The organism is Olleya sp. KKT75 (assembly GCF_055635485.1).
In genome coordinates this window covers 788,975-814,707 of sequence record NZ_CM145759.1, presented here as the reverse complement: position 1 = coordinate 814,707, position 25,733 = coordinate 788,975, and the positions used below count along the sequence as shown (strand labels likewise).

Here is a 25,733-nt window from a genome sequence, read left to right as displayed (position 1 = left end):
AAGCTGCTATTGTGTCTCCAGCACTATAAATTAGTGCACCCTTTAAGATGTTTTGTGTTTTGTAATGTAGTGCGATAAGGCGTTTATTTTAAATCAGATTGTAGTAAGCAATAAATTTCGCTATCCAAAAATTGACCATTGTAATAAAAATTTTCTCTAAATAGAGCTTCTAATTTAAAGCCAAATTTTAGTAGTAGTGTTTTTGAATTGACATTTTCAAGATTAACATTGGCTGAAAAACTGTGAAGATTTAAATCTTTAAAACCAAAATTAATTAGTGTGGTTAAGGCTTCTGTCATATAGCCTTTACCCCAAAAATTAGGATGTAAAATATAACCAATTTCTCCTCTCGAGTTTTGTTTGTCGATGTGGTGAATCGCGAAATCACCAATAATAGTATTGTTTTCTTTTTCAATAAGTGCCCAAGTTATTCCTTTTCCTTCTTTAAAAGCTTTTATGTAGCCTTCAATTCTTTGTTCAGTATCTTCAATACGTTTTGGTATTGTTGTGTCCATGTATTTAGAGATCGCTTTATTGCTTCTTAGGTTTAAAAGCGTTTGCGCATCTTTTTTTGTGTAAGCTTTAAACAATAGGCGTTCGCTTTCTAGTTCGGGAAAAACATCGAAAACGGACTTATTTATATTTGTTTCTTCAATCATTTAGGCTTTTTTATACAGACTCATTAATACCTTTTCAGGAGTCATTGGCGCGTTAAATTGCATGTTGTAGTTTGGATTAAACGCTTTTATAGCATTCTGAAGTGCAAAATAAGCACCAATCCCATACATTAAAGGTGGCTCTCCAACAGCTTTAGATTTTAATATAGCCATGTCGTTTCCTTCAGTTTCTACAGGAATCACTTCTACTGTTTTGGGTACAGAAAAAATATCAGGAACTTTATATGTAGAAAGCGCATTTGATAATAATTTTCCATCTTTATTATAAGCAATCTCTTCCATAGTCATCCAGCCAATTCCTTGTATTAAAGCACCTTCTACTTGACCTAAATCAATACCTTCACTCATGCTTTTTCCGTAATCGTGTACAATCTTTACGCTATCAAATTCGTAAGTACCACGCATGCAATCTATAGTGGTTGTTGTAATTGCGGTTCCGTAAACATGATAAGCAAAAGGGTGTCCTTTTTCCTTGGTTTTATCAAAGTGAATTTCTGGAGTCGCATAATGTGCGTTTTCAGTTAAAGCAACACGTTTTAACATGGCTTTGCTGACTAGCTCTGTCCAAGTTAAAGCTGATTTTTTGTTGTTGATATAAACAGATTCTTCTTTTAGAGTAATGTCTTTTACTGAAGCTTTTAAGTCTTCCGAAGCCACAATTTTTAATCTTTCAACTAAAGCATTACACGCCATTAAGGTTGCTTTTCCGTTTAAATCTGCGGTAGAACTTGCAGCAGAAGGCGACGTATTGGCAACACGCGTTGTATTGGTTGTTTCTATTTTAATTTTTTCAATAGGAATAGAAAACACATCCGCAGCAATTTGCATCATTTTGGTGTTAACACCTTGGCCCATTTCCACAGCAGCAGTACTAATACCAACGCTTCCGTCTAAATAAATATGAACCAAAGCACGTGCATGATTCATTGGTGTGTTTGTAAACGAAATACCAAAAGTAATGGGCATAAACGCTATTCCTTTTTTGAAACTTGTATTGTTTTTATTGAACGCTTCGACCGCTTGCTCTAAAGCTTCAATATTAAATATGTTTTTAGCAGAATGCCATGTGTTTTTGGCTTCTACTTTTTTAGCGATTTGTCCATAAGAAAACGTGTCGTTTTCATCTAACAAATTCGCTTCTTGAATTGTTCGTGTTGGTACACCAATTTCATGAGCAGCTTTTGCAATAGCAGATTCGATTACAAACATACCTTGTGGACCTCCAAAGCCTCTAAACGCTGTGTTTGGCGGTAAGTTGGTTTTACAACTCAACACTTTTGTTGTTACATTAGGTATGTAATAACTGTTGGTTGCATGAAATAAAGTCCGCTCAGCAATTGCAGGAGATAAATCTGCTGCTGCACCAGAGTTTTGCAAAAACTCGGTTTGATACGCTATAATTTTTAAGTCTTTTGAAAGTCCAATTTTATATGTGCTTTCATAAGGATGACGTTTTCCTGTCATACGTAAATCGTCATGACGATTTAAAATCAGTTTTACAGACTGGTTTAAATGGTGCGCAGCCAAAGCCGCCATTACAGCCCAAGGTGTTGCTTGGTCTTCTTTACCTCCAAATCCACCTCCAAGTCGTGTAACATCAACTTCAATTTTATGCATTGCAATGCCCAAAACTTTAGCGATAGTTTTTTGCACAGCTGTTGGACCTTGTGTAGATGACGTTACTTTTATGTTTCCGTTTTCTAAAGGCTCTGCATAAGCACCTTGTGTTTCGATATATAAATGCTCTTGTCCGTTAGAGAATGTTTCACCTTCAAAAATATACTCACAATCGGCAAATGCTTTTTCTGTATCTCCTAAACTAAAAGATCGTGGTGCATTAATAAAGCTTCCTTTTGCTTTGGCTTCTTTTGCTGTAGTAATGACTGGTAAATCTTCAATTTCAATGTCAATTAAACCTCGTGCTTTTCGAGCAATAAATTCCGATTCTGCAACAATTAAGGCAATTGGCATGCCCCAAAAGTGGACGTCATCCTCCGCAAATAAGGGTTCGTCAGGAATAATACCACCAATTTCATTTTCACCAGGAACATCTTTATAAGTAAAAATACGTTTTACGCCTTCTAGAGCTTCTGCTTTAGAATAATCAATACTTTTTATTTTTCCGTGTGCTTTTGGCGAATCAAACACGACCGCATGAAATGTTCCTTGTCTAATATTAACATCGTCAACATACAATGATTCTCCACGGACATGCGTGTAAGAGTCTAAGTTTTTGATGCTTTGTTTTAATGATTTTGAAACAGCATCTAATTTAGTGTCTAATACTTTATTTGGCTTGTTTTTATGCATGTTGTACAAAATCGTTTAAGGTGAATTGCTTCGGGAATAACGTTGTAAAATGAGCAAAAAATAATTGTCGCCCTAACAAACGTTTGTAGTCAGTTGTCCCACGAACATCACTAATTGGACTGATTTCATTTTGAAGTATTTGATTAGCTTCAATTATAGTGTCTAAAGTCAAAGGTTTATCAACTAAAAAGGCTGAGGTCTCATGCAAATATTTAGGAATTGCAGCAACACCTCCAATGGAAACATGCGCTTCCGATATCGTCTTGTTTTCGATTGAAAGATGTATTGCAGAATTGACACTAGCAATATCTAAATGTGTCCGTTTACACACTTTTTCAAAATTGAAAAATGACTGTTCTGTTGGTAATTTAAATTGAATGCTCTTTAAAAGTTCATCGTCTTTTAAATCGTAAGTTTTGTATCCTTTGTAAAAGTTTTTAAGAGCAATTGTTCTTTCTTTTTCTGCGGAATTTAATATTGTAATATTACTATTAAGCGACAGAAAAAAGATAGTCATGTCTCCAATTGGCGAGGCGTTTACTAAATTTCCTCCAAGCGAAGCCATGTTTCTAATTTGTTCTGAAGAGACTAACTTTAAGTGTTTTTTTAAGTTTGGTAAAATACTATTTAACTCCGTATGATTCCATAAATCTGAAACCGTTGCGTTGGTTCCGATCGTGCAAATACCATTTTTAATGTTAATGCCTTTTAAATACTCCTTTTCGGCTATTAGATGTACAGCGTTATCTGCTAAATGATCCGCTTGTTGGACATATAAATCCGTACCTCCAGAAACATATTTCCCTTTGGGTTGATTTAAATCTTTAGCTTCAATGTCTTTTAATCGTTGTGGGATGTTTTTAAAATATTCAGGAATAAATTGATTTTCAATTAACCAATTAAATGTGGAGTTTGTATTGTTGTCTAGTTTTTTGACAACTTGATGCGCTGCTTTTTCAATTGCTTTGTATCCTGTACATCTGCAAATATTTCCGCTTATAGCGTCAATTGCATTAGTATAATTTTTATCAGAATTTGATAAAGCAAATCCTGTTAAGGCAACTACAAAACCAGGCGTGCAAAATCCGCATTGTGTGGCGTAATTTGCCTTCATGGCTTCTTGAGTTGTGGTTAATTTGTCTTTAAGATTTGTGCCTTCAACTGTAACAATGTGTTTGCCATGTGCATTTCCTAGTGGCGAAATGCATGAGGTAATACTTTGGTATTCTATAGTGTCACCATGACGTGTTCCTACTAAAAGGGTACAGGCGCCACAATCTCCTTCACGACAACCAATCTTTGTTCCTGTTAAGCGTTGTTGATAACGCACAAAATCCAATAAAGTGGTTCCGGAATGTTCCGAGGTTTTTATGGTTTTGTTATTTAGGATGAAGGTTACCATGAGGTTTGTTTTAATTTTTCTTTATGTTCATTTTGTCTTGAAACAAAACGAACCAAAAATTCAAATCAATCTGAGGAAATTCCTGCGGACCATTCGCTTTCAAACTACATGCTCTAAGCTGCGCTTAGCATTTTCGTTTTTCGCTCATTATTTCTGCAGATTGATAATTCCGACTTTGTCGGAAATTGGGACTTGAATTTTTGCTGAGTTCTCTGTATTAATTGAATTTGTTTCTATTTAGTATTCAGTTTTATCCATTTTCTTAGTCCATTCTTGAAAAGGCTCTAATGCAATGTCACGAGCTAATTGCTCAAACGGGATACTTCTTTCTGCGTATGGTAATGGGATTTCTTTGTAGATAAATTCGTCATCAAAACCAATATTGGCAGCGTCTACTTGATTACTTCCATAATATACTTTGTCAGGTCTAGCCCAGTAAATAGCACCTAAGCACATTGGGCAAGGTTCGCAAGAGGTGTATATTTCGCAACCATCTAATTGAAAAGAGTCTAAATTTTTACAAGCATCTCTAATAGCAGTTACTTCTGCATGTGCAGTTGGATCGTTAGTAGACGTTACTTTATTGTTTCCGCGTCCTACAATTTTTCCATCCTTAACAATGACACAACCAAATGGTCCACCTTCATTGTTGTTCATTCCTTTTAAAGCTGCGTTTACAGCTTCTTGCATAAATTGATCTTTATTACTCATACTATAATTTAAATTTTTAAGTTGAAAAATGTAGCATTAGCTAATATACTACTTTTTTATAGTGAATTATTAATCTTTGGTTTAGTTCTTTAAACCAAAAAACCCGATTCAGATGAATCGGGTTTTTTCTGGTGGTGCCTCCAGGAATCGAACCAGGGACACAAGGATTTTCAGTCCTTTGCTCTACCAACTGAGCTAAGGCACCAGTAGCAATAAATTGCGAGTGCAAATATAGTTTCAATTTTAGAACTACCAAACAAAAAATCAAAAAATTTACAATCTTTTTTTACATTTGTGCTTTTATGAGGCTTAGTAGTCTCAATTTCAATATTATAAAATTATTAAGATTTTTATTGCAATCGTTTTGTAAATTTATCCTTTTTAGAAATTATATGAATTTAATAATAGATGTTGGAAATACTAGTACTAAACTAGCTGTTTTTAATAATAATAAGATAGAAAGTAAGACCGCTGTGGAGACTAAGCAGGTTTTAAATTCAATTAAACACATTTTGGAGACCTATCCAGAGGTGCGTTTGGCTATCGTGTCTTCAGTTGGACGACTTGAAAAAGAAGTTTTAGTTTATTTAGAGGCTAATTTGAAACTAGTGGTTTTAAATCATGAAACACCTATTCCTTTTAAAAATTTATATGCTACACCTAAAACACTAGGTATTGATAGGATTGCACTAGTTTGCGCTTCTGTGCAACAATTTCCTGATAAAAATGTTTTGATTATAGATGCGGGTACGTGTATTACATATGATTTTATTAATACAAGTAACGAATATTTAGGAGGAGCAATTTCTCCAGGAATACGAATGCGCTATAAAGCACTGCACAATCAGACTGCTAATTTACCGTTGTTAGAAACAGAACAACCAAAACATGTTATTGGTAATTCTACAATAGAAGCAATTAATAGTGGCGTAGTTAATGGTGTTTTAAGTGAATTAAATGGAATTATTAGTGAATATAGGTCTATATATTTAGATTTAACAATTATTTTAACAGGAGGAGATGCTAAATTTTTGTCAAAGCAATTAAAAAGTAGCATATTTGCCAATTCAAATTTCTTACTAGAAGGTTTGAACTACATATTACAACATAACACAGTCTAATGATAAAAAAACTTGTATTAGTTTTTATTGCATTATTTGCAATTCAAAGTTACGGTCAGAATGGAACAGCTTCACCATATTCTTTTTATGGAATAGGGAGCACAAACTTTAAAGGTTCTGTAGAGAATAGAAGTATGGGAGGTCTTGGGATTTATAAGGACAGTGTCCATATAAACTTTCAAAACCCAGCGACTTTTGCAGGAAATAATTTAGAAGGATGGAATAACGAATCTAGACCTGTAAAATTTACAGTAGGAGGTAGTGGTACATCTTCTAAACTAGAGACGTCTGGCAGTAGTGACAAAACTAAGAGTGCTAATTTTGATTATTTAGCATTATCTATCCCGGTTGGTAAATTTGGTTTTGGATTAGGATTACAACCGTATTCATCTGTTGGATATAAATTAGAGAACAGAGATGCTGAAGAAAATTTAGAATATAGATACACTGGAGAAGGTGGTCTTAATAAAGTGTTTTTAAGTTTTGGTTACCAAATTACAAAGTCTTTGAGTGTTGGTATGCAAGCGGATTATGACTTTGGAAACATACAGAATAGCACAATTAATTTTGCCTATAATGATGAAGGACAATTTTTAGAGCGTCAGACTAAAGAATACACCCGTTCAGATTTAAGTGGATTGAATTTTAATATTGGATTGCATTATCAAGAAATGATAACTGATAAGTTAGAACTTCAAGGATCATTAACTTATACGCCAGAAACAGATTTGACGTCTAAAAATCAAAGAACGTTTTCAACAATAATTGTCGATGTAGATACAGAAAGTGAATTAATTTATAATCAAATAGAAGCAGATTTAGTAGCTTCTGGATTAGATGAAACGGATTTAACACTACCATCAAAATTAAGTATAGGTGCCGGATTAGGTGAACCAAGAAAATGGTTTGCTGGTGTAGAGTATACAACACAAAATACAGGTGATTTTTTCAATCCTCTATATAGTAACACAGGAGCAACTTATGAAGATGCATCAAAATTTTCTTTAGGAGGTTTTTATATTCCTGAATATAATTCGTTTGCTAAGAGCTGGAAAAGAATGACTTACCGTGCTGGTATGCGTTTTGAAAACACAGGACTTGTAATAAATAATCAAACTATAAAAGAGTTTGGCATGTCTTTTGGAGTAGGTATACCAGTTGGAAATATGTTTTCTAATGCTAATATTGGTTTAGAGTTTGGAAAGAGAGGAACAACAAACGCTAATTTAGTAAAAGAAAACTTTGTAAGCTTCCAATTAAGTCTGTCATTAAATGATAGATGGTTCCAAAAAAGAAAATATGACTAACAACATAAAAATTAAGACTATGAAAACTAAAATTACTTTACTACTTGCTTTGATATTTGGGCTAAATATTGGGTTTGCTCAAAGCTCAGAAGAATGTATGACTAAGTTGTCTTTATTGACAGAAGCTGTAAAAGCAAAAAACTTTGATGCGGGTTATAAGCCTTTAACTGATTTGAGAAAAGATTGCCCACAATACCATATTGGAATATATAAGTATGGAGAAGATATTTTAGAACATTACATAAAAACTAAAACGGGTGAAGAAAAAAAAGGACACATTTTAGATTTAATTAAATTATGGGAAGAAAGAATTGCTAACTTTCCTAATGGTAAAAAAGCAGGAGAGTATTCTTCTAAAATATGTCAATTAAGATATGATAATAAAGATGTGTTAGGTTTGAGTGATGCTGTTTTATACGATTGTTTTGATGCATCATATAAAGGAGATAAGGATAACTTTAAAAACGCAAAAAGTTTATACGTTTACTTTAAATTAATGGTTAACCTTTTTGATTCAAAGCAAAAGACAGATCAGCAATTATTTGATAAGTACGATGATGTATCTGATAAAATTGAAGTTGAAACAGAATACAACGAGAGAAAATTAAATGGATTAGTAGTTAAAGAAGACGCTGGTACAGCCTTGACTAAAACAGAAGTTAGATACAAAAAGTATTACGGAGATATGATTGGTGCTTTTGAAAAAGTACAAGATGGTGTTGATAAGGAATTAGGAGATAGAGCTAATTGTGCTAACTTAATCCCATTATACCAAAAAGACTACGAAGCAAATAAAAACAATGGTGTTTGGTTACAACGTGCAATGACTAAATTGTATGCAAAAGGATGTAAGACAGATCCTATGTTTGTTAAAATTTTAAATCAGAAAAACACAATTGAGCCTAATGCTAAAACGTCTTACTACTTATACATTATTACTGGTGAGCAAACGTATTTAGATCAAACAATGGAGCTAGAAACAGATCCAATTAAAAAGGCTAAATTAAATTATACAATTGCATTAGACTTTAAGAAAAGTGGTAATTATGGTAAGGCTAGACAATACTTTCAAGAGTCTTTAAGTCTTAATCCATCAAACAAAAAGCCTTATGATCATATCGCAAGAATGTATGCTGCAAGTGCAAACAACTGTGGAGATACTAACTTTAATAAGCGTGCTGTGTTCTGGTTAGCTGCAAACGAAGCTAGCAAAGGTGGGTATTCTACTTTAGCGACTAGCTATAATGCTAAAGCGCCAACTAAATCAGAAATATTTGCTGCAGGTAATGCAGGTCAAAGTATCAAGATTGGATGTTGGATTGGAAGAAGTGTAACAGTGCCAAGCCTATAATGCAAAAACATAAATTACATATAATTAAAAACACGGTCATAGCTTTTGCTATGACTTTGTTTTTTGCATGTAAAAGCAATCTAAAGGACGTTAAACAAATAGGAATGTCTGCTAATGATCCCGTAGGTGTATCAGACAGTATTAATTTAAAGTATACAGATTCTGGTCGTTTATCTGCTAACCTAATTAGTCCTAAAATGTATGACTATAGTAATAGGGCTTTTGCATATTCAGAATTTCCGGAGGGTGTTATTTTGCATCTATATGATAAAAATGACGCTAAGACTACTATAATTTCGGATTATGCTATTATCTATAACAATACAGATTTAATAGATTTAAGAGGAAATGTAATTGCTGCAACACCAACAAATGATTCGTTATTTGCCGAGCAATTATATTATGACCAAACAAAAGAATGGTTATTTACCAATCTTCCTGCAACGTATAGGTCTAAAGGTTATGTGACTAGTGGTCGCGGATTTGATTCTGATAAAGATTTCAAAAAAGCTGAAATACTTGGAGTTACAGGTCAGTTTGCTGTGCAAGAATAACAATGGCTTTAGATTATAAAGCTTACTTTTTTAGTATATTTACTTAACACTAATTTTATTTTAATGAAAACCTTTAAGTTTTTTCAATACGCTTATTTAGTATTTGCAGTGCTTTTTTTATATGATGCAATTGCAAGTTGGGGAGAGTCTAGAGCTTATATGTCCCTTTTATTAGGTGCAACGGCTGTTTTTATGTTCTTTTTTAAACAACGTTTTAATAAGAAGTTCGAAAACAATGACCGCAAGTAAATGGTGACATCAATTATCATCATTGTAATTTGTCTATTACTGTCAGCTTTTTTCTCAGGAATGGAAATTGCTTATGTGTCTTCTAATAAAATTCATATTGAAATTGAAAAGAAGCAAGACGGGTTTTTAGCTAAAATTTTATCGAAAATAACTGCTAAACCATCCAAATTTATTGCAACCATGCTAATTGGAAATAATATAGCATTGGTTATTTACGGGTTTTTTATGGGGGATTTGTTGATGGATTGGTTCCATAGCTTATTACCAAGTAATTATCCTTTAGTGACGTATTTATTAACGGATTTAAGTCTGTTGTCACAAACTATTTTATCTACGCTTTTAATTTTATTTACAGCAGAATTTTTACCAAAGGTATTTTTTCAGATCTATTCTAATACGCTACTTAAAGTATTGGCTTTTCCGGCTTATGTTTTTTATGTGTTTTTTAGTTGGGTCTCTGACTTTGTAATTTGGATTAGTGATGTTGTGCTTAAAAAGTTTTTTAAAACTGAAGGTGATCAAGTGCAATTAGCATTTACTAAAGTAGAGCTTGGGCATTACATTAGTGAGCAAATGGAAAGTGTGGAAGAACATGAAGATATTGATTCCGAAATTCAGATTTTTCAAAATGCATTAGAATTTTCAGAAGTAAAAGCAAGAGAGGTTATGGTACCTCGAACCGAAATTATTGCTTTAGAACTTCAAGATACTGTACAACATTTAAGTGCTGTTTTTACAGAAACGGGATGTTCTAAGATTTTGATTTATAAAGAAACCATAGATGATATCTTAGGGTATGTGCATTCGTTTGATTTATTTAAGAAACCTAAAAATATTGGTGCTATGATTATGCCAATAGAGTTGGTCCCAGAAACAATGTTAGTCAAAGACATTCTTAATGTTTTAATTAAAAAACGTAAAAGTATTGCAGTTGTAGTGGATGAGTACGGTGGTACATCTGGTATTATGACGGTGGAAGATATTGTTGAAGAGTTATTTGGCGAAATTGAAGATGAGCATGATACTATTGATTTAATTGAAGAGCAAAAAGACGATATTACGTTTGTGTTCTCCTCTAGATTAGAAGTGGATTATCTTAATGAAACGTATAAACTTAATTTGCCTGAAGGCGAAAACTACGAAACCCTAGGAGGTTTGATAGTTGATCATACAGAGCAAATTCCAATGCAAAATGAAGTCGTGTCTACAGAAAAATTCGACTTTAAAATTTTAGAAGCGTCAAATACTAAGATTGAATTAGTTGAGCTTACAATTAAGTCGGAAGACTAAGCTTAGGCTATAAAATCTACTCTTTTTTACATTAGTCTATTCATTTAATTTATTTATTGTGTAAAGTGCTTTTATTATTGAATAGAAAATGGTATTTTCGCCCACTATATTTCACAAAATTTATCACACAAAATGGCAATTTTAAATAAAATTAGACAAAAAACAGTTGTATTAATCTTAGTTATTGCATTAGCGTTATTCGCTTTTATCTTATCAAGTTTATTTGATAATAAAGATGCACTATTCTCTAAGTCTCCTGATGTTGTAGCAACCATAAACGGTCAAGACATTTCTAGAGCAGAATTTTCTAATCTTGTTGAGTTTCAACAAAGACAAATGGGACCAAATGCAACTACTAGTCAAGTAATGAACAGTGTTTTTGAATCTAAGGTCAGAGAAATTGTTATGGACGGACAAATTAGTAAATTAGGGATGACGGTTGAGTCTGAGCAGATGAGAGACCTAATCAAAACTAATTATGCATCGGATCCAACGTTTTTAAACGAAGGTGGTGTTTTTGATGAGTCTAAAGTAAAGTTATTTATTGATAACCTTAAAAGTTCTTCTACTGAAGCTTACCAAAACTGGATTTCTGGAGAGCAAGCATTAGCATCTAACGCATTACAAGCAAACTACTTTAACATGGTTAAAGCTGGTACAACTGCAACGTTAGCGGAAGGTAAATTAGAACATAAATTAGAAGGAGAGAAAGTAGATATCAAATATGTACAAGTTCCTTTTAGCTCTATAGCAGATAGTACTGTAAAAGTATCTACTTCAGAGATTAAATCTTACATAAACAAAAACCCTAAAGCATACCAATCGGATGCAACAAGAGGTTTTCAATATGTATTCTTTAAAGAGGTTGCCTCTTTAGAAGATGAAAAGGCAATGCAAAAAGAACTTACTGATTTATTAAGCGATTCTAAAGTTTATAATGAAGTAACTAAAGCTACAGATAATAAAGCAGGTTTTAAAAACACTACGGATAACGAAGCGTTTGTAAATGGAAACTCTGACGATTTTAAATTTGTTGACAAATACCAATACAAGTCTAGCTTACCAAATGTAATTGCTGATACTATTTTTAAGTTAAACCCAGGTCAAACTTACGGTCCTTATAAAGATGGTAACTACTATAAAGTAACTAAGGTTTTAGATTTTAAAAGATTAGCAGATTCAATTGAGTCTAGTCATATTGTTATTCCTTTTGTTGGATCAACAAGAGCAGGTGCAGATGTAACTAGAACTAAAGAACAAGCTAAAGCGATGATAGATAGTATTTATCCTTTAGTTAAGAACAGTAAAACTAAATTTGCAGAAGTTGCCAATCAAATCAATGCGGATGGTACTAAAGGTAAAGATGGTGTTATTGGTTGGACTAGATTAACAACTTACAATCCTGCAGCTTTTGATCCTGATTTTGCTAACTTCTTATTCTTTAATGATAAAGGAAGTATTGATGTAGTATTATCTCAATTTGGATACCATATTATTAGAATTGACGACAAGAAAAATGTTGACAATACTGTAAAGGTTGCAACTATTGCTAGAAAAATTCAACCATCTTCTAAAACAGAAGATAAGATATTTGCTGATGCTTCTAATTTTGAATTAGCAATTGCTAACGGTAATTTTGCAGAAGTAGCTAAAACTTCTAATTATGATGTACGTCCAATGACTGCTAAGGAATTAGACGAAAGTATTCCTGGTTTAGGAAATCAACGTCAAATTGTACGTTGGTCTTTTGAAGATGGAACAAAAGTAGGAGACTACAAGCGTTTTGATAATGTACCAGGAGGAATTGTAATTGCACAATTAACTGCAATGCAAGACAAAGGAGTTATGAGTGTTGAAGATGCTTCAGTAACTGCTTTACCAGCCGTAAGAAAAGAAAAGAAAGCTAAAATGATTATGGATCGCGTTAATGCATCTTCTCTTGAAGATTTCGCTAAAGCGGAAAACCAAACAGTTAAATCTGCATCTGCTATTAACATGAAAAATCCAACAATTGCAGGAGCTGGAACAGAACCTATGGTTGTAGGTACTGCTTTTGGACTTGCTGAAGGAGCAACTTCTAAATTAGTAAAAGGTAATACAGGTGTATTTATGGTACAAGTAACTAAAAAGACAGCTGCTGTTGAGTTAGAAAACTATTTACCATTTGCTAACCAAGTAAGTACTCAGAAATTAAACTCAGTACAAACAAGATTATATAATGCTTTAAAAGAATCTTCAGAGATTGAAGACTTTAGAGCAAAGACAGTACAATAAGAGACTTAAGTTTTAAACTAAAAAAGCCTTTTCAATTTGAAAAGGCTTTTTTTATGCGTTATATTTTTTATGTCTTTATAAAACCATTGTAGTGTAAGATAGTATCGTGGTATAGCCTTTTGATTTAAAATAGGCTGTTGGGTTTGTGTTAGAAGCAACTAAAATAAAATCACCACCCCAAGCACCTAAACTTTTAATACTGCCATCAAAGTCTTTAAATAACGCGTCTTTGACTGGTGTTTGATTGGTGATTTGACCAATTAACTGCTCATGGGTATCTAATATAGATTGAAAGGCTGTAAGTGTATCGCAATCTATCATACTTTCAGTTAAGGTGTCAATTGCCTTTATGGTTTTAGTTGTGTTATGTCTATTGGCTTTGTAATGTGCAATACCATCGCGGCTGTTTTGCTTTTTATTTAAATGAACAAAATAAAGGTGATCAGAAAACGAAGGATTAAATGTTACTAATTCTATTTTAGGTAATTTGTTGTCTAAGTGATAAAGTAATGCGGTGTCATGTTGTGCGCAAGCAATATCGTATCCGCTACCCCCAAAAGAGTTAGCTAACAATTTATAAGGATCTACTTTTGCCCATTGTGCAATGTTATTGATTAAAGTAGAAGAGGTGCCTAAACCCCAGTTTTGAGGGAATTCTAGAGTAGTCGTTATTTTAAAGCCTTCATTATTATCTAAAAATTCATGATTTAGTTGCTTGGCAGCATTTAAAATCTGAATTAATCTATTGGATACCTCATTTCCTGTATCTTTTAAACTAATAATAGCGGCAATTGTTATAATGTCTGAAAACCACACATTATTTTGATTATCAAAACTAGTCCAATCAATATGCGGTGTTTTAATTGGTGTAACGGTAAGGTGTTGCCCGAAAACAGTAGGTACAGCCAATGCTTTTGCACCATCTAATACAACGTATTCTGCAGTAAGTAATAGTTTTCCGTGACTGTAAAAACTGTCCATTAGGCTCTTAGTTTTTCAATAGCTTCTACTACAGCGCTATGTGTAACAATGTTTGTTTTAAAATGATCTACTATTTTAAGTTTTTCATCTAGTGTAGCTTCAAACTGATTTAGGATATTCATCAAGTGCATTTTCATGTGTCCTTCTTGTATTCCTGTTGTTGTCAAACTACGTAGTGCTGCAAAATTTTGTGCTAATCCTGCAACTGCCACTATTTGCATCAGTGTTTTTGCGTTGGGTTGGTCTAAAACTTGTAATGCTAATTTAACTAAAGGATGTAAATTAGTTAAACCACCTACAGTGCCCAAAGCTAATGGTATTTCCATCCAAAAGGTAAAGACTCCGTTTTCTATTTTAGCGTGTGTTAAACTGCTGTATTGACCATTTCTTGCTGCATAGGCGTGTACACCTGCTTCAATTGCTCTAAAATCATTTCCTGTCGCTAAAACCACAGCGTCAATTCCATTCATGATTCCTTTATTGTGTGTAACCGCTCTATAAGGTTCGATTTCAGCTATTTTTACGGCTTGTACAAACTTTTCGGCAAAGGTATTTGGGTCTATGTCTTTTTCAGCTAAATCTTCAACCTTACAACTCACTTCAGCCCTAACTAAACATTCTGGAACGTAATTAGATAAAATACTCATAATTACATTTACAGGTTTTGGTAAAGTGCTTTCAGCATTAGCTGTAAACGTTTTAGCAAACTGCTCTAAACATGAGTTTATAAAATTAGCGCCCATTGCATCCAAAGTCTCAAAAGTAGCGTGCAGTTGGTAATAATTATCTAAGGCGTTGGTCTTGTTTCTTAATTCAATATCTAATATACCGCCACCACGCTTTTCCATGTTTTTGGTAATAGGCTTGGCGTCTTCAATTAATTGCGGTTTTATAGCATTAAAATAGGTTTCTAAAGCTTTAAAATCTCCGGTGTATGTAAAATGAACTTGACCTATTTTGTTTGTGGATATAACAGTGGTTTTAAATCCACCACGCGTTTGCCAAAATTTAGCAGCTTTACTAGCAGCAGCAACAACAGAGCTTTCTTCGGTTGTCATTGGTATAGTATAAACTTTGTCGTTTATTACAAAATTTGGAGCAACACCTAAAGGTAGGTAGTAATTAGTAATCGTGTTTTCTATAAACTCGTCATGCAATTGTTGCAGCTTTTGATCGCTATTCCAATACTGTTTTAGTGTGTTTTCTGCACCATCATAATCAAATAAATGGTTTTTTATTAACCAATTAACTTTTTCAGTTTTAGATAATTTTGAAAACCCGGAAACTAATCTACTCATGCTATTCATTTTAAAAAGCAAAGATACTATTTACGCTTTCAATTTTTGCTTACTAACATAATATTGCGGATTTATGTGTTAATGTTTACTGTTTTTTGGGTATTTTTTAGTAAACTTGACATCCTATTATTAAATAACTAATATTAAATGAAGATCTTAAGAATTCTATCCCTATTCTGTTTTTTATCAACCTCTTTTTTAACTGCTCAGAATAAGCAAATTACCTTGGAAGAAATATGGAGTGGAACCTTTAGAACTGAAGGATTAGACGCTTTGCACTCGATGGCTAATGGTCAGCAATATTCTGTTTTAAATTTTGATAGAACAAAAGGCGGAACAACAATAGATATTTATGATTATAAAACTTTAGAAAAAGTTAACACACTAGTTAGCTCTTCAGATCTAAAAGCCATCAAATATTTTACAGATTATACGTTTAGTGCAGACGAGAGCCAAGTGTTATTGGCTACGGAAGAAGAGTCTATTTTTAGACGCTCGTCTTTAGGTATTTATTATGTTTATAATACCAAAACAAAACAGACCACTTTAGTATCTGAAGATAAAATACAAGAGCCAACATTTTCTCCGGATGGGACTAAAATTGCTTTTGGATTAAATAACAACCTTTACGTTAAGGATTTAGTGTCAGGTAAAATAACACAGTTTACTTTTGATGGCGTTAAAAACAAAGTTATTAATGGTATTACTGACTGGGTGTATGAAGAAGAGTTTGCTTTTGTACGTGCATTTGACTGGAATGCAGACAGTAATAAAATAGCCTTTATAAGATTTGACGAAACAGATGTTCCAGAATTTTCTATGGATGTGTATGGTAAAGATTTATATCAAACACAAACTGTTTTTAAGTACCCAAAAGCAGGAGAGAAAAATGCGGTAGTGTCTTTACATTTATTTGATTTAAAATCGAATAAATTAAGCGAAGTTAAAGTTGATAAGTCTTATGACGATTTTTACATTCCTAGAATAAAGTGGACTAATGATGCAGATGTATTAAGCGCACAGTTTATGAATCGTCATCAAAACCAATTGGATTTATGGATGATTAACGCTAAAAAAAATAAAGCAACTTTGGCTGTAGCCGAAACTGATAAAGCTTATGTTGATGTTACTGATAATTTAACGTTTTTAGAGGATGATAGTTTTATTTGGACTAGCGAGAAAGATGGTTACAACCATATTTATCATTACGATAGTAAAGGGAAATTAATCAATCAAATTACCAAAGGAAACTGGGAGGTTACTACTTACTTTGGTTATGACGCTAAGACGGACCAAATCTTTTATCAATCTGTTGAAAACGGAAGTATTAACAGAGATGTGTATTCTGTTAAACTAAATGGGACACAAAAAAGAAGATTAACACAGCAAACAGGTACTAATAATGCCGATTTTAGTGCTGATTTCACCTATTTTATAAACACATATTCTAGTGCTACAACGCCTTATTTATACACGTTAAATGACGCTAAGTCGGGACAAGTGCTAAAATCTATAAAGGATAATAGTGCTTTAATTGCGGGTTTAAAAGACTACCAATTATCTAAAAAAGAGTTTTCTACTATTAGTATAAATGGTAACGACTTAAATATGTGGATGATCAAGCCTGCAAATTTTGATGCCTCTAAAACATATCCATTATTTATGTATCAGTATTCTGGACCTGGATCTCAGCAGGTTGCTAATAAATGGAATAGTGCTAACGATTATTGGTATCAAATGCTAGCGCAGCAAGGCTATATTGTTGCATGTGTTGATGGTCGTGGGACAGGACTTAAAGGTGCAGATTTTAAAAAAGTAACACAAAACGAATTAGGTAAATTTGAAATTGAAGACCAAATAGCAGCAGCAAAATTATTAGGTTCAAAATCTTATATTGATTCTAGCAGAATTGGAATTTGGGGATGGTCTTATGGTGGATTTATGTCTAGTAATGCATTGTTTAAAGGTAATGATGTCTTTAAAATGGCAATTGCAGTAGCGCCTGTGACAAGCTGGAGATTTTATGATTCAATTTATACAGAACGCTACATGACTACACCACAAGAAAATGCTAGTGGGTATGATGACAACTCACCAATAAACCATGTGGATAAATTAAAAGGCGACTTTTTATTAATTCATGGTACAGGAGATGATAATGTGCATGTGCAAAATACAATGCGTATGGTGGAAGCTTTAGTGCAAGCTAACAAGCAATTTGAATGGATGATTTATCCTGACAAAAACCATGGTATTTATGGTGGAAACACAAGATTACACTTGTATACAAAAATGACGAATTTTATTAATCGTACATTAGGAGACAAACTTTAAAATAAAACTAACTAACTAAAATATTTAATATGTCAAGTAAAGCTTTACAACCACATCAAAAAGAACTGTTTGGACAACCAATTGGTCTTTATATTTTGTTTTTAACCGAAATGTGGGAACGTTTTTCATATTATGGAATGCGAGCACTTTTAGTACTTTATATGACAACAGCTACTATTGGAGACGATAGAGGTGCTGGTTTAGGTTGGACAAGTCAAGAAGCTTTAGCACTTTATGGATGGTATACTATGTTAGTATATGTTATGTCTATTCCTGGAGGGATGATTGCGGATAAATTAATAGGCCAGAAAAAAGCAGTGTTACTCGGGGCTATTGTCTTGTGTTTAGGTCACGCTGTATTGGTGTTAACTGATATTTGGGCCTTTTATACAGGTTTAGGACTAGTTATTTTAGGTGTTGGTTTATTAAAACCGAATATATCTACAATGGTTGGTGGATTGTATAAAGAAGGGGATATTAGAAGAGATAAAGGGTTTAGTATATTTTATATCGGTATTAACTTAGGGTCACTATTAGCAACTATGGTTGTTGGTGGAGTTGTCGCTAAATGGGGATGGCATGCAGGTTTTGGATTAGCTGGAATTGTAATGGTTTTAGGTTTGATAAATTACTTATACGGTCAAAAGTATTTAAAAGAAGTAGGTAATTTTGTACCTAGTACTGGCGATTCAAATGAAGTGTCTTATGGTCAATTATATTCTAAATTATTCAGTTCTCCTAAGCAATTAACAATTGTAGGTATATTAGTTGCAGCATCAGTATATGGTTGGTATACTTTAGAATGGGGATTTGGTTTATTATTTATCTTTTTAACAGCAATAACAGCGTTATTAATGATGATTTATAAAGAATTAGATAGTCAAGTGTTTAAAGATCGTTTCTTAGTCTTATTACTATCTTTTATTATGGTAATAATTTTCTGGGGTGCTTTTGAGCAAGCTGGAGGATTAATGAATTTATATACAGATACAAAAACAGATAGAATGTTATTTGGATGGCAAATTCCAACAGTAATGTTTCAAAGTTTAAATGCTGGATTCATTATTTTATTTGCAACGTTTATTGCAGGTGTATGGGCTAAACGCAAATTAAAAGGTAAGGAAGCATCGTCATTATTTAAAATGGCTTTAGGTATTATTATAATGGGCTTTGGGTTTTTATTTATGGTGTTTGCAGCAATGGAATTTGAAAAATCAGGAACATCTAGTATGATCTGGTTAGTATTAGCTTATTTTTTCCATACTATTGGAGAGTTATGTATATCTCCAGTGGCATTATCTTTTATTACTAAATTAGCACCGGTAAAATATGCCTCTTTAATGATGGGAGTTTATTTTGCTGCTACTGGATTAGGAAATAAAGTTGCAGGTATAGTCGGAGAGTCTGCTAGTGAATATGGTGAGTTGGCAATCTTTTCAGGTATAGTAATCTTTACAGTAATTATTGGTTTGTTATTTATAGCAATGTTAAAACCATTAAAAAGATTAACACATGGCGCTGAAGAAAGCGAAAGAATATTAAAAAACGAAGAAGCTGAAGGATTTGAATTAGCTGACAATTAAAAATAACTAAATATAAAGACCTCACAAATTTTACTTTGTGGGGTTTTCTTTTTTTAACTAACTAAATTTTATCATGAATACAGATATTGAAAATCTATTTAAAGACAAAGTTATAGGGCATCCAGCTGGATTATTTATAATATTTTTTACTGAAATGTGGGAGCGTTTTTCATTCTACGGAATGCGTATTCTATTAGTATTGTTTTTAACAGCACCTATTGTTAGTGATAATCCGGGTTGGGAATGGCCTAGAGAACATGCATTATCTTTAATAGGTACTTATGGAGCATTACTTTATTTAACGCCAATACTTGGTGGTTGGATTGCAGATAAGTTTACAGGATATAAATGGGCTGTAATAATAGGCTGTTTTATTATGATGTTGGGTCATTTATCTATGGTCTTTGAAACACCTGCATCATTATATATAGGTTTAGGACTTTTAATTGTGGGAACAGGTTTTTTTAAGCCTAATATGACTTCGATGATTTCTGAAATGTATAAAGGGAAAGAATCTAAAAAGGATGGCGCTTACACCATTTATTATATGGGTGTAAATGCAGGTGCATTTTTTGGTATGATGCTTTGTGGGTATTTAGCTGAAAATGAAGGTTGGAGTTACGGTTTTGGTTTAGCGGGTATTTTTATGCTATTTGGTTTAATTCAATTTTGGATGGCTAAAGATTTTTTCGGTTCTATTGGAGAAAAACCATCAAAAGTTCATGAGGTAGAACTACCTCAAAATATTAATGAAGAAAGTGTTACAATTGATATTACTACGCCAGTTGAAGATCAATTAAATCCGTTTACGATGTTAGACAAGATTTTAATTGTTTTGTCTTCTATTGGTGGTTTATTATATCTTATTAATGACCCTCTAGAAAAAATATCAGGTATGGATTTAGTACCTTTTTCTGTTGGGAATTTTACAGGTTCTGAAGTTCTTATTTTGGCATCGTTAGCTATGTTTTTGTTTTTGATTACCACAAGAATTTCTAGATACACTAAGGTTATTAGGGATAGGATTATTGCAGTAGCAATCTTTGGAGTGTTTACAGTATTTTTCTTTGCTGCTTTTGAGCAGTCTTTAGGGTCTATGACAATTTTTGCAAGAGATTATACATCTAGAGCACTTGCTGGTAGTTCTGCAATGATTTTTAAAATTGTGGATTTAATTTTAACGGTTGGTCCATTGGCAATTATTTCATGGGTTTTATATTTATTATTCAAGAAAACATATACTAAAATCGCGGTTTCAAACATTGTATTGGCATTGTCATTTGTCCTTCTATGGGTAATTGTTATTTATAAAATAGATAATGAATTTAGTAAAGAAGGAACAGAAGTGCCAGCAACTTGGTTTGGTATTTTAAATTCATTTTTTATTATAACATTGGCTCCATTTTTCTCTAAATGGTGGGAAAGTAAATACAACCCTAGTGCCGCAATGAAATTTGGTATTGGTTTAGTATTATTAGGATTAGGTTTTGGTGTACTTGTAATTGGTACTTTAGGAATTGATCAAGGTGCAAAAACAGCTTCCGTAAGTATGATTTTTCTAATATTAGCCTATTTGCTACATACTATGGGAGAGTTATGTATTTCGCCAATTGGTTTATCTTATTTAAGTAAGTTGGTTCCTGGGCGTATGATTGGTTTTATGTTTGGTATTTGGTATCTAGCAATTGCTATCGGTCAAAAAGCAGCAGGGAATATGGGAGGAATGATTGATAAAATTTCTGAAGAACATTCATTAAGTACATTCTTTTTAATTTTTACAATTGTACCAATTGTAGTTGGTATTATATCGGCTATTTTAAACCCATTACTTAAAAAATTAATGCACGGTGTTAGATAACATGTTATAATTACCATAAATAAAACGCCTCATATTTGGGGCGTTTCTTTTTTTTGTAAATTTGGAACGCTATTTGCAAATACAAAACAAAACAACTATATAATGAAAAACATATTTTTAGCCTTTACATTACTGTTTGCAGTAAATACTATTGCTCAAGAAGAAATTAATTGGATGACTTTGGAAGAAGCGGTAGAGCTTCAAAAAACAGAACCAAAAAAAATATTAATGGATGCTTACACATCTTGGTGTGGTCCTTGCAAACTTTTAGATGCTAGAACGTTTACTAATCAGGATTTAGTGACTTATGTAAATAAGCATTATTATGCGGTAAAATTTAATGCGGAAGGTGATGATGAAATTACCTTTAAAGGGAAGACTTATAAAAACCCAAGATATGATCCAGCAAAAGCAAAAAAAAGAAACTCGGCTCATGAGCTTTCACGCGGTCTGGGTATAAGAGCCTATCCAACATTATTGTTTTTTGACGAGAATGCGCAGCTAATAGCACCAGTTTCGGGATATAAAACGCCACAACAATTAGAGCTATATTTAAAGATGTTCAAGTCTAATAAGCATTTAGATATGAAAACACAATCAGAGTTTGATAAATACAATAAAGAATTTATAGCAGAGTTTAAAAACAATGCATAAACACTTTTAATAGTCTATTATAAAAGCTCCTGTTTTACCAGTTTGGTAAAATGGGAGTTTTCGTTTTTTACAAGTGCTTGACCATTTGTTTATATAAGATTTGTAGTTGTTACCATCCGCAATAATGCCTTTTGGTTGCAAGCTATCTATTAAGCGTTCTAAATTTAGTTTTGGAGATTGGGTTAAAAGTACATAATCCACAGTCTTCTTTTTAATATCAAAAACGCCAAGACTATCAACAACTAATACATAATTGTTTTTTAGTTTGTAAACAGAATTTAAGGGTTTTGATGTCGTAGTGTTAAGTGCGTTTTTAACAGCATAACTTCTAATTATGGTGTTTGATTCAGCGTGTTCTATGTCGGAATATATTGTTAAACGATTATCGTGTTTTTGTCCAATGATTGTACTTCTGTTTTTATGAAATACTAAAAACCGACTTCCTTCTGTTTGATAATAATTATGGATATAAGTCAGTTGTATAAGTATAATCGAAACTAAAGTCAGACGCATCCATTTGTAGTTTTTGTAATGATACAATTTGTAAATCATAAATATAAAAACATAAGAAACCACAACTTGCACTACTGTAAATGGTATGTCAAGAATTAAAAAGGTTTCTTGGCTAGAAATCCAACCAAAAAATTGATTCATCCAATCAATAACTAATCCAAAAACATCCGATATAAAGCTTTTAGGGACACTTAATAAGGCTAATGTTATAACCAGCAATCCAAGTCCTAATATCATACTTAAAAAGGGGATTACAATCAAATTGGACAACCAAAACAAACTAGGAAATTGATGAAAGTAATACAAGCTAATAGGAATTATCCCAAATTGTGCAGCTATAGTAACGGTTAGTGTTTGCCACAGTAGTTTAGGTAATTTGTATTTGGGGGTCCATAACTGTTCTAGTATGGGTTGAAAGCTTACTATTGCTATTACTGCAGCATAACTTAATTGAAATCCAACATCAAATAAAAAGTTAGGTTTGATTAGCAGTAAAACAAAAACGGAAATTGCTAAGGTGTTATAAATGTTGGTAGGACGTTTTAGATTTATACCAATAGCAACAATGCTAAACATAGTTGTTGCTCTAATTATCGAGGCAGAACCGCCCGCAATTAAAGCATAAGTCCATAGTAGTATTAACAGAATAATAGTCTTGATAGTTTTTCCGTGTTTTAATCGCTCTAGTGGAGAAAATATCAAGTTTAATAGTAAAAGTATAATTCCAACATGTAATCCAGATACAGCTAAAATATGTATAGCGCCAGCATTGGTGTAATTATCATAAACTGCTTTTGTAATGTTTTGTCTTTGTCCTAAAATTAAGGCATTAATAATCGAGAGTTGATCTTTTGTGTATTTGTATGCTGTTAGTTGTGTGTTTATATAGTTTCGGAATGTCGCAGCATAACCAAATAAAGACGTGCTTGTATGTGGTAAATTAAAAATAGTAGTGTGGTCGGCGTACAATTGGTAATGTACTTGTTGCTTATCAAGGTAGTTTTTATAACTAAATTGATCTGGGTTTAATGGTGCTTTAACTTTGGTTAAATTGACGTTGGTTGTATAGATGGCGTCAATAGGTAAAGCAGAATGTATGCTGTCTTTCTTTATGTTTAATAATGCTTTTCCACTAACATGCTTAGTGTTTACGTTTAAAATGTTGACATAATAACGATGACTGTACGCATTTGGTTTTAAAGTTTCTCTAACCCGAAAGTTTATGATTTTACTAGTAGTGGTTTCATTTATTGCGTGAGAAAAATGACTGACATCACGCAGATCTTCATTAATATTAGTTAAAAAAAGACCAAAGAAGAGAAAGGTTAAGTAGGTTGAGATCCCATAAATAAAAACAAAACGCTTTTTCTTTTTTAATATGAAATATAGCAAGACAGTAATTGCAGTAAAAATTACAGCTAGAATAAAGCTATAACTAGTGCTAATTGTAATTAATTTAGCCAGTAAAATACCTAAAATTAAGCATAATGTAAATTTTATAATTGAAAAATGAAATAATTTCATCTTTCAATATAAGCAATTTCTTACAATACACGACGTGCTTGTACAAAAGCAAAGTACCAGTAACGTTCTGACAATAAGCTGGTCATGACGCCTTTGCTAGTGCTAGAGTGTATAAACTCAACACGTCCTGGTCGTGAAGAGGTTACTAATCCGACATGGTTTATCTTTCTGCTATTACGTTTGGTTGCGAAAAACAGTAAATCACCTTCTTCTACTTCTTTAACATCTATCCAGTCGCCTTGTTGCGCCATTGCGCTTGATGTTCTTGGTAGATCAACGTTTTCAGATCCAAACGCAGTATATAGTAATCCAGAACAATCCATCCCTTTTTTAGTAGTTCCACCGTATTTATATCTAACGCCTTCAAAGCTTTTAGCGCTACTTATTATGTTAGCTATTTTTGGGCTAGTAGCTTTAATTGTTGGATAGGTTGGTGTTGTGTTAGTTTCTGGTGTTTCTGTATGTGTTGGTTTTCTGGTTGGTCGTTTTCTATTGCGTTTGGTTTCTGTTTGAGCTGTTGTTTTAGATTCTGATTTTTTGGTAACAACATGTTTGCTTTTAGAACTTCCGCAAGATAAAATTGTAGTTATAAGTAGGAGTAGGGCAATTTTTTTCATTGTAAAAATTATAGTTTTATGGCATCAAAAATTAACTTAGCTGTGTTTTGGCTAGCGCCTTTACCACCTAATTTTTTTTCTAATTCGTAATAGTCTACAAAAAACTTGGTACGTTCATAATCATTTAAAAGTCGATCTAATTCTGTCTTCAAACGTTTAGTATTAAAGTCGCCTTGTATTAATTCGGTAACAGATTTTTTATTCAATATTAAATTAACAAGACTTATATATTCTAAATTAACCACGCGTTTACCAATTTGGTAAGACACCCAGCTACCTTTGTAACACACCACTTGAGGGACTTTAAATAAGCCTGTCTCTAAAGTTGCGGTTCCAGAAGTGACTAGTGCAGCAGTAGATAAGCTTAATAAATCATAGGTTTTATTGCTTATAAAATGAACGTTTGCTTGTTTAATAAACGTTTTATAAAAATCGTAATCTTGACTTGGTGCTCCAGCAATTACAAATTGGTATTTTGGATAGTCGTCCACAACACTAAGCATTACGGACAGCATTTTTGTTATTTCCTGTTTTCTACTTCCTGGTAGTAATGCAATTATGGGTTTGTCGCTTAAACCATGTGCTTTTCTAAATTCAAACTCGTCAACTTGTGTTCTGTCAGAAATAGCATCAATTAAGGGGTGTCCAACAAAGTGAACTGGATAATTGTGTTTCTTTTCGTAAAAATCTTTCTCAAAAGGAAGTATAACATACATTTCATCCACATCATTTTTGATGGCTTTTATGCGTCCTTCTTTCCAAGCCCAAATTTGTGGTGATATATAATAATGTGTTTTAAAGTTTTTTAGTTTTGCCCATTTGGCAATACGTAAATTAAAACCAGGATAGTCTATAAAAATAATGACGTCTGGATTATAATTAGCAATATCAGTCTTGCAAAACGATAAGTTTTTAGCAATGGTTCTTAAATTCATTATAACTTCAGAAAACCCCATAAAAGCTAATGCTTTATAGTGCTTTACTAAAGTTCCTCCAACGTTTTCCATTAAATCGCCTCCCCAAAATCTAAACGTTGCATTAACGTCTTGTTTTTGCAGTGCCTTCATTAGGTTAGAACCGTGTAGATCTCCAGAGGCTTCGCCAGCTATGATATAATATTTCAAA

Annotated in this window: 20 protein-coding genes and 1 tRNA gene; 11 read left to right on the top strand and 10 right to left on the bottom strand. The window is 32.8% G+C overall.

All coding sequences use genetic code 11. From position 1 onward, the window contains the following. Nucleotides 1-83: 83 nt before the first annotated feature. The 5 genes from ACZ2G2_RS03635 to ACZ2G2_RS03615 all read right to left on the bottom strand — a co-directional run bounded on the left by ACZ2G2_RS03635 (nt 84) and on the right by ACZ2G2_RS03615 (nt 5,305). Nucleotides 84-659, bottom strand: coding sequence for a GNAT family N-acetyltransferase (locus ACZ2G2_RS03635; RefSeq protein ID WP_470394018.1), 576 nt, complete (start codon nt 657-659; stop codon nt 84-86). Further along, nucleotides 660-2,987: a xanthine dehydrogenase molybdopterin binding subunit gene (locus tag ACZ2G2_RS03630; protein WP_470394016.1), complete on the bottom strand. Its 2,328-nt coding sequence runs from the start codon at nt 2,985-2,987 to the stop codon at nt 660-662. Continuing rightward, the gene (locus ACZ2G2_RS03625; RefSeq protein ID WP_470394014.1) at nt 2,980-4,389 is read right to left on the bottom strand and encodes an FAD binding domain-containing protein; all 1,410 of its coding nucleotides are present in this window, start codon (nt 4,387-4,389) and stop codon (nt 2,980-2,982) included. The genes ACZ2G2_RS03630 and ACZ2G2_RS03625 overlap by 8 nt, the downstream gene beginning before the upstream one ends. Before the next feature lie 237 nt (nt 4,390-4,626). Further along, a complete protein-coding gene (locus ACZ2G2_RS03620) occupies nt 4,627-5,100 on the bottom strand; it encodes a nucleoside deaminase (protein WP_281847296.1) in 474 nt (157 codons plus the stop codon). Between the two features lie 129 nt (nt 5,101-5,229). Further along, nucleotides 5,230-5,305, bottom strand: a tRNA-Phe gene (locus ACZ2G2_RS03615). Nucleotides 5,306-5,492: 187 nt separating this feature from the next. On the opposite strand from ACZ2G2_RS03615, the gene ACZ2G2_RS03610 reads away from it, so the two are divergent. The 7 genes from ACZ2G2_RS03610 (at nt 5,493) to ACZ2G2_RS03580 (ending at nt 13,246) form a co-directional block, all read left to right on the top strand. Then, nucleotides 5,493-6,221, top strand: a complete 729-nt coding sequence (locus ACZ2G2_RS03610) for a type III pantothenate kinase (RefSeq protein ID WP_470394012.1) — start codon at nt 5,493-5,495, stop codon at nt 6,219-6,221. Next, nucleotides 6,221-7,528: a hypothetical protein gene (locus tag ACZ2G2_RS03605; protein WP_282069143.1), complete on the top strand. Its 1,308-nt coding sequence runs from the start codon at nt 6,221-6,223 to the stop codon at nt 7,526-7,528. The genes ACZ2G2_RS03610 and ACZ2G2_RS03605 overlap by 1 nt, the downstream gene beginning before the upstream one ends. Before the next feature lie 19 nt (nt 7,529-7,547). Then, a complete protein-coding gene (locus tag ACZ2G2_RS03600) occupies nt 7,548-8,879 on the top strand; it encodes a hypothetical protein (RefSeq protein ID WP_470394011.1) in 1,332 nt (443 codons plus the stop codon). Next, the gene (lptC, locus tag ACZ2G2_RS03595; RefSeq protein WP_090837974.1) at nt 8,879-9,433 is read left to right on the top strand and encodes an LPS export ABC transporter periplasmic protein LptC; all 555 of its coding nucleotides are present in this window, start codon (nt 8,879-8,881) and stop codon (nt 9,431-9,433) included. The genes ACZ2G2_RS03600 and lptC overlap by 1 nt, the downstream gene beginning before the upstream one ends. A 63-nt stretch (nt 9,434-9,496) precedes the next feature. Then, nucleotides 9,497-9,682, top strand: a complete 186-nt coding sequence (locus ACZ2G2_RS03590; RefSeq protein ID WP_090837971.1) for a hypothetical protein — start codon at nt 9,497-9,499, stop codon at nt 9,680-9,682. Further along, nucleotides 9,683-10,972, top strand: coding sequence for a hemolysin family protein (locus ACZ2G2_RS03585; RefSeq protein WP_470394008.1), 1,290 nt, complete (start codon nt 9,683-9,685; stop codon nt 10,970-10,972). It begins immediately after the preceding gene. A gap of 132 nt (nt 10,973-11,104) precedes the next feature. Further along, nucleotides 11,105-13,246, top strand: coding sequence for a peptidylprolyl isomerase (locus ACZ2G2_RS03580; RefSeq protein WP_090837967.1), 2,142 nt, complete (start codon nt 11,105-11,107; stop codon nt 13,244-13,246). Between the two features lie 75 nt (nt 13,247-13,321). Here the strand turns inward: ACZ2G2_RS03580 and ACZ2G2_RS03575 are convergent, their stop codons facing one another. Then, nucleotides 13,322-14,227: a GYDIA family GHMP kinase gene (locus tag ACZ2G2_RS03575; RefSeq protein ID WP_470394006.1), complete on the bottom strand. Its 906-nt coding sequence runs from the start codon at nt 14,225-14,227 to the stop codon at nt 13,322-13,324. Then, entirely contained in the window at nt 14,227-15,525 is a 1,299-nt protein-coding gene (locus ACZ2G2_RS03570; protein ID WP_470394004.1) for a hydroxymethylglutaryl-CoA reductase, degradative, read from the bottom strand. The genes ACZ2G2_RS03575 and ACZ2G2_RS03570 overlap by 1 nt, the downstream gene beginning before the upstream one ends. A gap of 147 nt (nt 15,526-15,672) precedes the next feature. On the opposite strand from ACZ2G2_RS03570, the gene ACZ2G2_RS03565 reads away from it, so the two are divergent. The 4 genes from ACZ2G2_RS03565 (at nt 15,673) to ACZ2G2_RS03550 (ending at nt 21,954) form a co-directional block, all read left to right on the top strand. Beyond that, complete coding sequence (locus ACZ2G2_RS03565) at nt 15,673-17,859, top strand: S9 family peptidase (RefSeq protein ID WP_470394002.1); 2,187 nt, start codon at nt 15,673-15,675, stop codon at nt 17,857-17,859. Between the two features lie 29 nt (nt 17,860-17,888). Then, nucleotides 17,889-19,442, top strand: coding sequence for a peptide MFS transporter (locus ACZ2G2_RS03560; protein WP_101204082.1), 1,554 nt, complete (start codon nt 17,889-17,891; stop codon nt 19,440-19,442). A gap of 73 nt (nt 19,443-19,515) precedes the next feature. Next, the gene (locus ACZ2G2_RS03555; protein WP_470394000.1) at nt 19,516-21,300 is read left to right on the top strand and encodes a peptide MFS transporter; all 1,785 of its coding nucleotides are present in this window, start codon (nt 19,516-19,518) and stop codon (nt 21,298-21,300) included. 102 nt (nt 21,301-21,402) lie between these two features. After that, nucleotides 21,403-21,954: a thioredoxin family protein gene (locus tag ACZ2G2_RS03550; RefSeq protein WP_470393998.1), complete on the top strand. Its 552-nt coding sequence runs from the start codon at nt 21,403-21,405 to the stop codon at nt 21,952-21,954. Nucleotides 21,955-21,960: 6 nt separating this feature from the next. On the opposite strand, the gene ACZ2G2_RS03545 is transcribed toward ACZ2G2_RS03550, so the two are convergent. Genes ACZ2G2_RS03545 through lpxB form a run of 3 tightly spaced genes read right to left on the bottom strand, consistent with a single transcriptional unit; the run spans nt 21,961 to nt 25,732 of the window. Continuing rightward, the gene (locus ACZ2G2_RS03545; RefSeq protein WP_470393996.1) at nt 21,961-23,991 is read right to left on the bottom strand and encodes a ComEC/Rec2 family competence protein; all 2,031 of its coding nucleotides are present in this window, start codon (nt 23,989-23,991) and stop codon (nt 21,961-21,963) included. A gap of 20 nt (nt 23,992-24,011) precedes the next feature. Next, nucleotides 24,012-24,608 carry a C40 family peptidase gene (locus ACZ2G2_RS03540; RefSeq protein WP_470393994.1) on the bottom strand — a complete coding sequence of 199 codons (597 nt, stop codon included), beginning with the start codon at nt 24,606-24,608 and terminating at the stop codon, nt 24,012-24,014. Nucleotides 24,609-24,616: 8 nt separating this feature from the next. Further along, nucleotides 24,617-25,732: a lipid-A-disaccharide synthase gene (gene lpxB / locus ACZ2G2_RS03535; RefSeq protein ID WP_282069133.1), complete on the bottom strand. Its 1,116-nt coding sequence runs from the start codon at nt 25,730-25,732 to the stop codon at nt 24,617-24,619. Between the last annotated feature and the right edge of the window lies 1 nt (nt 25,733).

Excerpts from the sequence above, each read along its gene's own strand:
- ACZ2G2_RS03635 (WP_470394018.1), bottom strand. The coding sequence starts at position 659 with ATGATTGAAGAAACAAATATAAATAAGTCCGTTTTCGATGTTTTTCCC.
- ACZ2G2_RS03630 (WP_470394016.1), bottom strand. The coding sequence starts at position 2,987 with ATGCATAAAAACAAGCCAAATAAAGTATTAGACACTAAATTAGATGCT.
- ACZ2G2_RS03625 (WP_470394014.1), bottom strand. The coding sequence starts at position 4,389 with ATGGTAACCTTCATCCTAAATAACAAAACCATAAAAACCTCGGAACAT.
- ACZ2G2_RS03620 (WP_281847296.1), bottom strand. The coding sequence starts at position 5,100 with ATGAGTAATAAAGATCAATTTATGCAAGAAGCTGTAAACGCAGCTTTA.
- ACZ2G2_RS03610 (WP_470394012.1), top strand. The coding sequence starts at position 5,493 with ATGAATTTAATAATAGATGTTGGAAATACTAGTACTAAACTAGCTGTT.
- ACZ2G2_RS03605 (WP_282069143.1), top strand. The coding sequence starts at position 6,221 with ATGATAAAAAAACTTGTATTAGTTTTTATTGCATTATTTGCAATTCAA.
- ACZ2G2_RS03600 (WP_470394011.1), top strand. The coding sequence starts at position 7,548 with ATGAAAACTAAAATTACTTTACTACTTGCTTTGATATTTGGGCTAAAT.
- lptC (WP_090837974.1), top strand. The coding sequence starts at position 8,879 with ATGCAAAAACATAAATTACATATAATTAAAAACACGGTCATAGCTTTT.
- ACZ2G2_RS03590 (WP_090837971.1), top strand. The coding sequence starts at position 9,497 with ATGAAAACCTTTAAGTTTTTTCAATACGCTTATTTAGTATTTGCAGTG.
- ACZ2G2_RS03585 (WP_470394008.1), top strand. The coding sequence starts at position 9,683 with ATGGTGACATCAATTATCATCATTGTAATTTGTCTATTACTGTCAGCT.
- ACZ2G2_RS03580 (WP_090837967.1), top strand. The coding sequence starts at position 11,105 with ATGGCAATTTTAAATAAAATTAGACAAAAAACAGTTGTATTAATCTTA.
- ACZ2G2_RS03575 (WP_470394006.1), bottom strand. The coding sequence starts at position 14,227 with ATGGACAGTTTTTACAGTCACGGAAAACTATTACTTACTGCAGAATAC.
- ACZ2G2_RS03570 (WP_470394004.1), bottom strand. The coding sequence starts at position 15,525 with ATGAGTAGATTAGTTTCCGGGTTTTCAAAATTATCTAAAACTGAAAAA.
- ACZ2G2_RS03565 (WP_470394002.1), top strand. The coding sequence starts at position 15,673 with ATGAAGATCTTAAGAATTCTATCCCTATTCTGTTTTTTATCAACCTCT.
- ACZ2G2_RS03560 (WP_101204082.1), top strand. The coding sequence starts at position 17,889 with ATGTCAAGTAAAGCTTTACAACCACATCAAAAAGAACTGTTTGGACAA.
- ACZ2G2_RS03555 (WP_470394000.1), top strand. The coding sequence starts at position 19,516 with ATGAATACAGATATTGAAAATCTATTTAAAGACAAAGTTATAGGGCAT.
- ACZ2G2_RS03550 (WP_470393998.1), top strand. The coding sequence starts at position 21,403 with ATGAAAAACATATTTTTAGCCTTTACATTACTGTTTGCAGTAAATACT.
- ACZ2G2_RS03545 (WP_470393996.1), bottom strand. The coding sequence starts at position 23,991 with ATGAAATTATTTCATTTTTCAATTATAAAATTTACATTATGCTTAATT.
- ACZ2G2_RS03540 (WP_470393994.1), bottom strand. The coding sequence starts at position 24,608 with ATGAAAAAAATTGCCCTACTCCTACTTATAACTACAATTTTATCTTGC.